The sequence below is a fragment of the Hymenobacter citatus genome, from assembly GCF_014333615.1.
GTDB lineage: Bacteria > Bacteroidota > Bacteroidia > Cytophagales > Hymenobacteraceae > Hymenobacter > Hymenobacter citatus.
The window spans coordinates 160,106-171,711 of the sequence record NZ_JACSCY010000009.1 but is presented as its reverse complement, the minus strand read 5'-3'; the positions used below and the strand labels follow the sequence as shown (position 1 = coordinate 171,711).

The 11,606-nt window shown below is 58.5% G+C and carries 9 protein-coding genes and 1 tRNA gene; 8 read left to right on the top strand and 2 right to left on the bottom strand.

Translation table 11 applies throughout. From position 1 onward, the window contains the following. Nucleotides 1-492: 492 nt before the first annotated feature. Nucleotides 493-566: transfer RNA gene (locus H8B15_RS13075), tRNA-Ile, on the bottom strand. Nucleotides 567-717: 151 nt separating this feature from the next. Between H8B15_RS13075 and H8B15_RS13070 the strand changes: the two genes are divergently transcribed. From H8B15_RS13070 to H8B15_RS13060, 3 genes are all read left to right on the top strand, one after another. After that, complete coding sequence (locus H8B15_RS13070) at nucleotides 718-1,371, top strand: HAD family hydrolase (RefSeq protein WP_187320126.1); 654 nt, start codon at nucleotides 718-720, stop codon at nucleotides 1,369-1,371. Further along, nucleotides 1,346-2,578: a site-2 protease family protein gene (locus H8B15_RS13065; protein ID WP_343069159.1), complete on the top strand. Its 1,233-nt coding sequence runs from the start codon at nucleotides 1,346-1,348 to the stop codon at nucleotides 2,576-2,578. The genes H8B15_RS13070 and H8B15_RS13065 overlap by 26 nt, the downstream gene beginning before the upstream one ends. 129 nt (nucleotides 2,579-2,707) lie before the next feature. After that, complete coding sequence (locus H8B15_RS13060; RefSeq protein WP_187320125.1) at nucleotides 2,708-3,340, top strand: hypothetical protein; 633 nt, start codon at nucleotides 2,708-2,710, stop codon at nucleotides 3,338-3,340. A gap of 124 nt (nucleotides 3,341-3,464) precedes the next feature. On the opposite strand, the gene H8B15_RS13055 is transcribed toward H8B15_RS13060, so the two are convergent. After that, nucleotides 3,465-4,655, bottom strand: coding sequence for a phosphoglycerate kinase (locus H8B15_RS13055; RefSeq protein ID WP_187320124.1), 1,191 nt, complete (start codon nucleotides 4,653-4,655; stop codon nucleotides 3,465-3,467). A 271-nt stretch (nucleotides 4,656-4,926) separates the two neighbouring features. On the opposite strand from H8B15_RS13055, the gene H8B15_RS13050 reads away from it, so the two are divergent. The 5 genes from H8B15_RS13050 to H8B15_RS13030 all read left to right on the top strand — a co-directional run bounded on the left by H8B15_RS13050 (nucleotide 4,927) and on the right by H8B15_RS13030 (nucleotide 11,583). Next, nucleotides 4,927-7,680: a D-alanine--D-alanine ligase family protein gene (locus tag H8B15_RS13050; RefSeq protein WP_187320123.1), complete on the top strand. Its 2,754-nt coding sequence runs from the start codon at nucleotides 4,927-4,929 to the stop codon at nucleotides 7,678-7,680. A gap of 169 nt (nucleotides 7,681-7,849) precedes the next feature. Next, on the top strand, nucleotides 7,850-8,641 hold the full coding sequence (locus H8B15_RS13045; protein ID WP_187320122.1) for a PASTA domain-containing protein: 792 nt from the start codon (nucleotides 7,850-7,852) through the stop codon (nucleotides 8,639-8,641). A 112-nt stretch (nucleotides 8,642-8,753) separates the two neighbouring features. Next, on the top strand, nucleotides 8,754-10,625 hold the full coding sequence (locus H8B15_RS13040) for a T9SS type A sorting domain-containing protein (RefSeq protein ID WP_187320121.1): 1,872 nt from the start codon (nucleotides 8,754-8,756) through the stop codon (nucleotides 10,623-10,625). Nucleotides 10,626-10,651: 26 nt separating this feature from the next. Beyond that, complete coding sequence (locus tag H8B15_RS13035; protein ID WP_187320120.1) at nucleotides 10,652-10,951, top strand: rhodanese-like domain-containing protein; 300 nt, start codon at nucleotides 10,652-10,654, stop codon at nucleotides 10,949-10,951. Nucleotides 10,952-11,115: 164 nt separating this feature from the next. After that, nucleotides 11,116-11,583 (top strand): MarR family winged helix-turn-helix transcriptional regulator, encoded by a 468-nt coding sequence (locus H8B15_RS13030; protein ID WP_187320119.1) that lies wholly within the window; start codon nucleotides 11,116-11,118, stop codon nucleotides 11,581-11,583. Nucleotides 11,584-11,606 lie beyond the last annotated feature (23 nt).

Sequence of the window (11,606 nt, the reverse complement as noted above, 5' to 3'; positions counted from 1 at the left end):
CAGACACCGTATCTTACTCACCAACAGCTCCTCCAACCTAACGCCCTAAACTGTCCAGCGTAATCGGACCACCTCATCGTTACTATATGATTTGTCCGGTATCCGGCCGGCGGGCAACGGTCTTGTTTCTCCGTGAGGGCACAGGTAAGTTTGCCCACCGTCTAGCTTACGGCCCGACCCAGCTTTTTTATAGTTCACAGTTAGAATCTAAAACGTTCCGGGGGTTGAGCAGCTATTTTGGTGTTGATAGAGAGTGGGAGAAACACTACAAGAAAGGCCGCAAAACGCACTACCAAGGCAAGCCTACCAAATGGTACACCCGGTTGCTAAAACTAGGTGAGAAAGCCGACGCCCTAGCGCCAACAATGGATAAGCTACTGAATGGGTACCGATAAATAGGGCATTGATTCTTTTTTGTCCCGTAAAACGTCCCAAGCAAAAACAAGAAAGCCTGTATAATGTTGATAAACAACGCTATACAGGCTTTACTTGTGGGCCCACTTGGAATCGAACCAAGGACCTACTGATTATGAGTCAGTTGCTCTAACCGATTGAGCTATAGGCCCGATGCGTACTAATCTGACAGAGCAGGTTGGTTTCGCTGCTACAAACTTCGAAGTTTGCGGGCGAATTTCCAATTTTAATCCGCGTCGGAGTGGTTCCGAGCGGACGAAACCTGCCTTCGGGCGGCTGCAAGCTGCCCCTACCTAACCCCGTATGACCAAGAAACCCAATCTGCTGTTCGACTTTGGCGGCGTTATTATCAACATCAACTACCAGCGCACGCTGGACGAAATGCGCCGTTTTAGCCCGGCGGGCAGCACTATTGCCTTCAACCAACAAGCCCAGGCCGAGCTATTCGACCAGCTGGAAACCGGCCGCCTCACGAGTGAGGCGTTTCGGGAGGGGCTGCGCACGGGCTACCAGCTCACCGCCACCGACGACGAGCTGGACGCCGCCTGGAACGCCATGCTGCTGGATGTGCCCGCCGAGCGTCTGGCTCTTATTGCCGAACTGCGGGAGCAAGGCCACGAAACGGCGCTGCTCAGCAACACCAACCACATGCATATCAACGTCATCAACCGGCAATTGCAAGAACAATACGGCTTCGCGCACGGCATTGCCGATGCGCTAGACCGCGTGTTTTACTCCCAGGAGGTAGGGCTGCGCAAGCCCGGCGAGGAGATTTTCCGGCACGTGCTGCGCGAAATGAACTGGAAAGCCGAGGAAACTCTTTTCATTGAAGACAGTATCCAACACATTGAAACAGCGCGCCGCCTGGGAATACAAACGCTATTTCTGGCGCCACCGCTGACGCTCACCGACGCTTTGCCCGACGCCATTCGTGCCTTCTCCCCTACCTCTGCCTGACGCCGAAGCCCCCACGGCTGCCGACGATTCTGCTTCTTATACCCTGGCCGATGCCCAAGAGGCTTTCGTGCGCTACGAGCAGCCCGAGCCGCCGCGCTGGCGCGTGTATGGCCTGCACCTGCTGCTATTCCTGGTCACGCTGGTGACTACCACGTTGGCGGGCATCATGCTCACGCGCGGCGGGTTGGATTTCCTACCCCTCGATGTCTTTGGGCTGCGGGGTGAGGCCTTGCGCACGGAGTTGAGCCGGGGGCTGTGGTTTTCGGTGCCATTTTTGGGCGTGCTCACGGTACACGAGTTTGGGCACTACTTCACGGCGCGCTACAACCGGGTGCGGACTACCCTACCCTACTACATTCCGTTTGTGCTGGGCATTGGCACGTTTGGGGCGGTTATTCGCATCAAAGACCGGATTTTCTCGCGTCGGGAGTACTTCGACATTGGCCTGGCCGGGCCACTGGCGGGCTTCCTGGTGGCGGTGCCGCTGCTGCTATATGGCTTCACGCATTTGCCGCCGCTGGCCGATTATTTATTCCAGATTCATCCGGAATACCAGCAATTCGGAGCCGATTATGCACGCCATGTATACCCACCCGGCGCCCAGGGCATCACTTTCGGCAAACCCCTGATTTACCAATGGCTGGAAACCTGGCTGGCCGATCCAGCACGGTTGCCGCATCCGTATGAGCTGCTGCACTACCCGGTGCTGCTGGCGGGGGTGCTGTCGTTATTTTTCACGGCGCTCAATCTCCTACCTATTGGGCAGCTCGATGGGGGGCACATCCTATACGGTTTGTTGGGCTACCGGCGCTTCAACCGGCTATCCACGGTACTGTTCATCGGCTTTATTTTCTATGCCGGGCTAGGAATATTTTCGCTGCACTCTGACTACGACACGTGGCTGTATGGCGGCGTGCCCTACGCGCTATACCTGTTTGTGGTGTTCCGCAAACTACTCCCTACCCCCGGCCGCACGGTGCTGCTAGCAGCAGCCGTGTGGTTTGGGCAGTTGGCCCTCACGGTGGCCCTACCCGGTGTGCTGGGCAACCCCGGCTGGCTGGTCTTCGGTCTACTGTTGGGTAGACTGACTGGCGTACACCACCCTCCTGCCCCCGACGAAAGTCCGCTGTCGCCGGGCCGCAAGGTGCTGGGCTGGTTGATGCTGGCGATATTTGCACTGTGCTTCACCCCGGCACCGTTTCATTAAATGGTGAAATGGTGAGGTGGTGAAATGGTGAGTTTGTTGTCCTGATCGCGCGAAATGCGCCGATAGCTCAATCAGAACAATAAACTCACCATTTCACCACCTCACCATTTCACCTCTCGCAACTACTTGATGGTTTTAGAACAACGCTCGCTTTTCTCTACCACCCAGCTCACCTTGCGTGCCCACGGCGTGCACGTCAGCAAGCGTTCGGCCACTGGCGACGTGCTGCTGGAATTTGAAATGCCGTACGAAGAGGTGTTGCCCGTGCGCGTGGAGAAGCGCCGCCCTACCCTGCCGCACCGCTGGCGCACGTGGCTGTTTGTGCTAGGCTGGCTGGTAGTGAATGCCTTGGGCAGCTCCTACGTGCGCGACCGGCTGAGCAACACCGTCTGGCTGGCCGCTACCGGCGGCGTGCTGGTGCTGGGCTTGATGCTCTATGGCTGGAACACCTGGCGACGCTATTTTGTGCTCGTCACGGCCCGCGCCCACGTGGTGCTGTCCGACAGGTGGCGGCAGCGTCGGGAGTTGCACCGCTTCGCCGATAAACTAGAGCAAACCACTAAAGATTACCTGCGCTATCACTACGCCGACGTGAACCCGCTGGGCCTGATTGAGCCGCAACTGCGTCGCCTACGCTGGCTCCGCGAACTGGAAGTCATCAGCGAAACCGAAGCCCGCACCGGCACCGTGCGCCTCACCGGCCGCCACTCCGACACCATCCAAAGCATGGGCCAGGAGCTGGAAGCGCCTTACTTGAATTAGTGGTGAGATGGTGAGATAGTGAAATGGTGAGTTTGATGTTCTATTGGTGCAACCTGCGCAAACTGCGCCAATGACACCAGTAGAACATCAAACTCACCATTTCACTATCCCACCATCTCACCTTCTACCCCAGCGCGGCTACGCCGGGCAGCTCTTTGCCTTCCATATACTCCAGCAGGGCGCCGCCGCCGGTGCTGATGTAGGAAACCCGGTCAGCAAAGCCAAGCTGATTGACGGCCGCCGCCGAGTCGCCGCCGCCAATGAGGGAGTAGGCGCCGTTTTCGGTGGCTTCGGCCACGGCGCGGGCTACGTACTCAGTACCCAGCGAGAAGTTCGACATCTCGAACACGCCCATCGGCCCGTTCCAGAGAATAGTTTTGGAGTTGCGGATAATGTCGGCGAAGATTTCGCGCGACTCAGGGCCGATGTCGAGGCCCATCCAGGTAGCAGGAATGGTGTGGTTGCCGGCCACGTCGATGTCGGCGTCGTTGGCAAACCGCGTGGCAATGATGCTGTCGCCGGGCAGTACCAGATTTACGCCTTTGTCTTTGGCTTTTTGGATGAGGCTGGCGGCCAGATCTACCTTATCAGCTTCCAGCAGCGAGTTGCCGATGCTGCCGCCTTCGGCCACCGAGAAGGTGTAGGCCATAGCACCGCCAATCAGCAGGTTGTCTACTTTATCCAGTAAGCGCTCAATGATTTCAATTTTATCCGAAATCTTGGCGCCGCCCATGATGGCCGTGAAGGGATGCTCGGGGTGCTCCAGCACTTTTTGGGCGTTGTCCAGCTCGCTTTGCAGCAAGTAGCCGCCTACCCGGTCTTCGGGGCCAAAGTATTGCGCCATCACGGCCGTAGAGGCATGGCGGCGGTGGGCCGCACCAAAGGCATCGTTCACGTACACGTCGCCGAGGCGGGCGAGTTGCTGGGCAAAGGCAGCGTCGCCTTTTTCTTCTTCGGCGTAGAAGCGCACGTTGTCGAGCAGCAGGATTTCGCCGGGTTGCAGGTTGTTAGCCATATCGGTGGCTTCCTGGCCGAGCACGTCGCCACCAAATTTCACTTCCTGACCATACTCCTGTTGCAGGCGCAGCACGAGGTTGCGAAGCGAATTTTTCTTATCGGGTCCGCCTTTGGGCCGGCCCATGTGCGAGAGCAGCACCACGGAGCCACCATCAGCCAGAATCTTCCGGATGGTAGGCGTAGCGGCCCGGATGCGGGTGTCGTCGGTGATGCGCAGCTCGTCGTCGAGGGGCACGTTAAAATCGACGCGCACCACCGCACGGTGGCCGGCAAAGTTGTATTGATCGAGCGTTTTCATGGGTGAAACGGTTGGGTTAGGTACCGTCTTATACGCGACGGCGCCGCGTAGTTCGGGAGAATTTCGGAAATGTTGCGTGTTGAGCCGCGTTAAATTGCCTTTCTGCTGTGCTGTCATCCTGAGCGGAGCGAAGGACCTTCTCACGCCAGAACAAGCCATTGGTACGCTAGTCAAGCACGCGTGAGAAGGTCCTTCGCTGCGCTCAGGATGACAAATGGGTTTACCTCACAGCACTCAACACTTCTAAACTCCTCCTACCTTTGCACTACGTATGAAAATAGGCATCTTCTTCGGCGGCACTTCGCGCGAGCGGGAAATTTCGTTTGCGGGCGGCCGCACGGTATATGACAATCTGGACAAGGCCCTGTTTGAGGCCGTGCCCATCTTCGTGGACAGTCGCGGCAACTTTGTGTTGCTGGACTGGCAGTACATCTATAAAGGCACCATCCGGGACTTCTACCCGCCCGTATCGGCACTGCCGGCTTCTGAACACAAGATGCAAGTCTACCTCGAAAGCCTGGGTGATTTGACCCAGCAGGAGCAAGACCAGATTATCAGCGAGGTAGGCCGCCGCGTGGCTCCGCATGAGCTGCGCGAGTTGCTGGATTTTGCTTTCCTGGCCTTGCACGGCCCCAGCGGAGAAGACGGTGCCATTCAGGGCCTGCTAGAATGGTATGGCATTCCGTATTCCGGCTCGGGCATTCTCCCCTCGGCCTTTGGTATCGATAAGATTGCGCAGAAAAAACTGCTGAAAGCGCTGGGCCGCCCTACCCCCGAGTTTCGCGTGATAACGCAGGAGGAGTGGGACGCTGTCGACCCGGAGGCTACCCTTGCCTACCTCACGCGGGAACTGGGCCTACCCCTCGTGTTCAAGGCGCCGCGCCAGGGTAGCAGCATCGGCGTGAGCATCCTGCGCAACAACGACGTGGCTAAGTTCCGCGCCGCCGTGGAGCGCAGCTTGTTCCGCAAAACCGTGTACCGCTCGGAATGGGCGCAGTTCACGGAGCGCGACAAGCTCGTGTGGGTGCAGCAGCTCACCGACATTCGCGAGGGCATCGGCCTGCCGGTAGAGCTGCGAGTTATAAGCTCCGAGTTACCAGTAAGCGACGATTCGCAACTCGCAGCGCGTAACTCGCAGCTCATCTACCATCCCGCAGCCCTGCTACATGCCCTCAACGAGGCTTTCTTGACCTCCGACGAAGTGCGCCTGACTAACGCCGACGGCGAAACGCAGGTATTAGTAGAGCAATTTGTGCACGGGCGCGAGTTTTCGTGCATTGTGGTGGAAGACCCCAATGGCAATCCGCTGGCCCTACCCCCCACCGAGATTGTGAAGGGCGAGGAGATGTTCGACTACCGCTCGAAGTACTTACCCGGCCTCTCGCGCAAAATCACACCCATCGACCTGCCGGAAGCCGACATTCAGCGCATTCGGGAGCAATGCGAGGAGATGTTCCGCACGTTTGGTTTCCAGGTGTATGCGCGCCTGGATGGCTTTATGACGGCCGATGGTGAGCTATTTTTGAACGACCCCAACACCACGTCGGGTATGCTGCCGGCGTCGTTCTTCTTTCATCAGGCCGCGGAAATTGGGCTGAACCCGAGTCAGTTCCTCACCTACCTTGTTCGCACTTCCCTGGCCGCGCGGCGGCGGGCGGGTATGAAGCCGCTGCAACTGGCGCAGCAGCTACAGCAGCTCGACACGGCCGTGGCCCAGCGTCAGCAGGAAGACCGGCCGCGCACGAAGGTGGCCGTGATTATGGGCGGCTACTCGTCGGAACGGCACATTTCGGTGGAGAGCGGGCGCAACATTTACGAGAAGCTGTCGTCGTCGGCTAAGTACCAGCCGGTGCCGGTGTTCCTGACGGGTAGCAGCGAGCATTTCCGGCTGTACGTGCTGCCCATCAACGTGATGCTGAAGGACAACGCCGACGACATTCGGGAGAAGATTGAGCAGCACGAGGCTGGCCACGACCTGCACCCGATCTTGCAGCGCATCCGGCGCGAGGCGGAGGGCATCACCAGCACCTACGCCGGTCAGCCCACGGCCCAGCCGCGCCGCATCTCCTTCGAGGAGTTGGCCCAGGAGGTAGACGAGGTGTTTATTGCCCTTCACGGCCGCCCCGGCGAGGATGGCGCCCTGCAAACCGAGTTGGAAAAGTACGGCCTACCCTACAACGGCTCGGGCACAGCTAGCAGCAGCATCACCATCAACAAGTTCGAAACCAACAAACGCCTGCGCGAAGCCGGCCTGCGCGTGGCCGAGCACCGCATGGCTACACGCCTGCACTGGGAGGCCGACCCCGAAGGCTTCTACAACGAGCTGGAAACGCAGTTCCCCTACCCCTTCATTGCCAAGCCCGCCGACGACGGTTGCTCCTCGGCCGTCAAGAAAATTAAAAACCGCGACGAGCTGGTAGCGTTCTGCCGTCTCATCTTCCGCCACCAGGAAGACCTGCTGCCCGACGCGGCCACAACCCTGCACTTGGGCTTCAAAGAGGAGTTTCCGCGCAAGGATGCTTTCCTGGTGGAAACGCTGATTGACCGCGACGGCGCGGCCCACTTCCTGGAAGTAACCGGCGGCCTGCTCACGCACTGGGGCGAGGCCGGCGAGTTGGAAATTGAGGTATTCGAGGCCTCGGAAGCCCTGGCCACGGGCGAGGTGCTGAGCCTGGAGGAGAAGTTTTTGGCCGGCGAAGGCCAAAACATCACCCCCGCCCGCTACGCCCCCGACCCGCAGGAGCGCCAGCGCATCTCCGAGGAGGTGAAGGAGGAGCTGCGCCGCGTGGCCGAAATCCTGGACATTCAGGGCTACGCCCGCATCGACGCGTTTGTGCGCGTGCGCCAGACCGGCGCCGTGGAGGTCATCATCATCGAGGTGAACTCCCTACCCGGCATGACGCCCGCTACCTGCATCTTCCACCAAACGGCCCTCAACGGCTACACGCCCTACCAGTTCATCGATCAGATTCTGGAGTTTGGCAAAGCGCGGCAGGAGAAGGCAGCGTTGGAGGCCGGAGAATAGAAAACCATTTGTCATCCTGAGTGCAGCGAAGGACCTTATTACGCAAGAACAACTGGCACAATAACGACTCGTTCTACCCTGAGAAGGTCCTTCGCTCCGCTCAGGATGACAAACGGTTTATTCCCACCCTCAATTCTTAATTTATAATTCTTAATTTTTAATTGAATAAATGGCTTTCCTGAAATCCGATACGCCTTTTGACGTGGTGAAGCACCTGGTGGTGATTGGCGTGCTGGGCGCGGCACTGCTGTTTGCCTTCTTCTTCGTGTACCTGCCGATTTCGACCAACCACGGCGAAACCATCATGGTACCTAAGATAACGGGCATGCAAATGGCCGACCTGGAGGACTACCTCGACGAGCGCAACCTGCGCTACTTTGTAGACGACAGCACCTACGAACCCGGCGTACGCCCCGGCACAGTGCTGATGCAGGACCCCGCCCCCGGCGAATTTGTGAAGGAAGACCGCAAGATTTATGTGTCGGTGGTGAGCAAGAACCCGCCGCAGATCAAGATGCCCAGGCTCACCGACGGCTCGGTGAAGAATGCGCAGATGATTCTGAAAAGCTACGGTTTGTCGGTGGGCAAGATTACGCTGGTGCCCGATCTGCGACAGAACGAAGTGTTGAAGCAGATGATGAACGGCAAGGAAATAGCGCCCGGCGCGGCCGTCACCAAAGGTAACCAGATTGACCTGGAAGTAGGCGACGGCCTGGGCAACCAGGAGTTCCCGGTGCCCAACGTGGTGGGCATGCCCGCCGACGAGGCCCTGACGCTGCTGGCTGGCCAGGGCTTGCAGCCCGGCGAGAAGTTCTACCAGCCCGCCACCGCCGACCAGCCCGAGGGCACCGTAGTGAAGCAGCGCCCGGCCGCTACCGGCAATGCTACCATTCGCATGGGGCAACTGGTAGATCTATGGATTGCGGGCAGCGAGCCCACCTCGCTCACGCCAGTAAACTAAAGCGGCTCAAAGCGGTATTGACGTAGGGTAGCGCGGAGCTGGCTGGCTCCGCGCTACTGCGTTCGTACCAAACTGCCGGGCCTACCGTTTAGCGTCCGTAACTTGCCTGCTGATGAACTATCTGCTACGCGTTTCCTGCTTACTGCTATTCCTCACGGCGTTGGTAGCACCCGGTCGTGCTCAAACGGTGCACCCCCTCGAAGCCGACCTGGCACGGGCAGCTCATGCCCGGCCCCGCGTAGCGCAACGCCCTACCCTGCTCTCTCTACCCTTCTTCGATGATTTCACGCTTCCAGTGGAAGGCGTGCCTAGCCCAACACGCTGGTTGCCGGGCGGCGCGCTGGTCAACAACCGCTTCCCAGTAGCGCCGCCCAGCCGGGGCGTAGCTACGCTCGATGGGCTCAGCGCCAACGGACAACCCTACGGCCCTTCTACCGCCTACAGCGACACGGACACACTTACCTCTCAGTCCATTAACCTGGCCGGCCTCACGGCAGCCGACAATGTGTATCTGAGCTTCTATTGGCAGGCTGGTAGCATAGTGGGTGCACCGCAGGCCAACAGTGGAGCGCGCCCTGTGTATCTGCAACTGGAGTTTCTGGACCGCAACCAGGTGTGGCAAGTGGTGTGGCAGCAGCTCAGCACAGGAACACGCACCGCGTTCCGGGAACAGTTTTTTGCTATCAATACAGCGGCCTACCTGCACAGCGGCTTTCAGTTTCGCTTCCGGACGGCAGGCAATTTGGCTACCACCCGCGATGCCTGGAGCATCGACTATGTACGGCTCGACCGCAACCGCTCCGCCGCCGACAACTCCACCCAGGATATTGCGACCAGTGCTCCGCTCACTAGTCTGCTGAAGCGCTATGCCGCCATGCCGGTGTGGCAGTATAACGCAGCGGCGAATGCAACGGATGAGCTGAACGACCAGGTAACCACCACCGTCAACAACTTCGACGCTATTGTGCCTACCCCCGTGCCCTATGCGGGCACTGTACAAGTATTACCCAACGGTGCCCCTGCTACCTTCCTCACAGGTACCCGCTCCCTCGACCCCAGTGCCCAGCAGGTATCCCTTACGGGTAGCCTGCGCACTACGCCCCTACCCCTCACGGCAGAGGCCAAGCGCGTGAGGCATCAAGTGGTATTGCGTACCAGCGAAGCCACCCCGCGCACCTTGCCCAACGATACCATTTACCGGGTAACGGAGCTGAACAATTACTACGCCTACGACGATGGCTCGGCAGAAGCAACTTTCAACGTACCGCGTGGCAGCACTGGCCCAGCCAACTACTTTGTATATCGCATCGACTTAAATAAGCCCGACCAAGTGCAGGGCCTGCGCCTGTACCCGCTGCCCTCCCCCACTGCTACCAGCCAAGGCATTGTGGTAGCTGTATGGAATGATAACCAAGGCAGACCCGACCGAGAAGCAATAGCCACCCGTGCTTATGCCGTGCCTACTACCCTACCAGCCGGCCAGTCCTACGTGGATGTCAATTTTGCCGCGCCGGTGCCAGTCAGCGGTACCTTTTACGTAGGCTTTGCGCCCACCAGCGACTTCCTGAATTTTGGAGCTGATTTGAACAGCAACGTACCCCAAGGCTACTTGCTATCAGGCTTTAATGGCACCAGCACCACCCAGGGCACCTGGAATGTTACAACGGCTATACCTGCTTATGCTCCCATGATGCGTCCGCTGATGACCAACGGCGTTACCACGGCTGCCGCGTCGGCCGGAGCAGCGGCGGCCCTTGCGCTCTACCCCAACCCCAGTGCTGGCCGGGTGCGGGTGGAAGGGCGCTACCGGTCGGCTACGGTGCTCGATGCCCTGGGCCGGGTGGTCTGGCAGCAGCCCGCGGCGCAGGCCGGGCAGGCCACACTGGATTTGCAGGCGCTGCCAGCAGGCCTTTACCTGGTACGCCTTACCCTCCCCGACGGTAGCACCACTGTTACCAAACGACTGGTTATCACCAAATCGTAGTTTTTCACCCCCTCCTCTTTTCATCTATGGCCGACATCACTGCCCCCGAACTCAAGCAACGCCTGCAAGCCGGCGAAACCCCCACAATTATTGATGTGCGCGAAACCTGGGAAAACGAAGAATCCCGCATCGACGGCAGCCAGAACATTCCGCTGGGCACCCTACCCGACAAGCTCGATGAGCTGGAGGAGCTGAAAGACCAGGAAATCATTGTGCATTGCAAGAGTGGCGGGCGTTCTGCCTCGGCCAAAGCTTTCTTGACTCAGCAGGGCTTCACCAACGTGCGCAACCTACTGGGCGGAATGCAGAGCTACCAACAGAGTTAATTTGCTATTTTTCAGCAGTGTATGCTGCGCCGTCTACCCTCGGTTAGTAGTTTATTCTGCCGGGGTAGGCAGCTTGGCGTATCATTTGCCTGTAAGATTTATGTAAATTTAATTTTACACAATTAAACATTACATCAGAGTACCGGTTATTATTGCACTTTCTCATGGCACAAGCTCCCGAACCCACCACGTCTGAAGAAGATTTCTCGCTGCTGAAGCTGGAAAATCAACTGTGTTTTCCACTCTATGCGGCGTCGCGGCAACTTACCAAGGCCTACCAACCCTACCTGCGCGAGTTGGACCCCGATCTGACATATCCGCAGTACCTGGTGCTGTTGCTGCTGTGGGAACACCAGGAAATGACGGTGAAGGAGCTGGGCGAAAACCTGCTGCTGGACTCGGGCACGCTGACGCCCCTGTTGAAACGCATGGAGCAGAAGCAGTGGGTGAGCCGCCGCCGCGACCCGCGCGACGAGCGCTCCGTTATTATTGGACTCTCGCCAGCAGGCGAGGCTCTGCACAAGCCGGCTTGTGCTATCCCGCAAGGTTTGTTTAGGCAACTTGCTATTTCTATGAAAGAGATAGCCACCATGCGTCGACTGCTCGATCATATTATCAAAAGGCTTACCTGACGCCTTTACGCGTCGCTTTTTTA

Coding starts and splice junctions, on each gene's coding strand:
- H8B15_RS13035 (WP_187320120.1), top strand. CDS start 10,652: ATGGCCGACATCACTGCCCCCGAACTCAAGCAACGCCTGCAAGCCGGC.
- H8B15_RS13050 (WP_187320123.1), top strand. CDS start 4,927: ATGAAAATAGGCATCTTCTTCGGCGGCACTTCGCGCGAGCGGGAAATT.
- H8B15_RS13060 (WP_187320125.1), top strand. CDS start 2,708: ATGGTTTTAGAACAACGCTCGCTTTTCTCTACCACCCAGCTCACCTTG.
- H8B15_RS13040 (WP_187320121.1), top strand. CDS start 8,754: ATGAACTATCTGCTACGCGTTTCCTGCTTACTGCTATTCCTCACGGCG.
- H8B15_RS13070 (WP_187320126.1), top strand. CDS start 718: ATGACCAAGAAACCCAATCTGCTGTTCGACTTTGGCGGCGTTATTATC.
- H8B15_RS13030 (WP_187320119.1), top strand. CDS start 11,116: ATGGCACAAGCTCCCGAACCCACCACGTCTGAAGAAGATTTCTCGCTG.
- H8B15_RS13055 (WP_187320124.1), bottom strand. CDS start 4,655: ATGAAAACGCTCGATCAATACAACTTTGCCGGCCACCGTGCGGTGGTG.
- H8B15_RS13045 (WP_187320122.1), top strand. CDS start 7,850: ATGGCTTTCCTGAAATCCGATACGCCTTTTGACGTGGTGAAGCACCTG.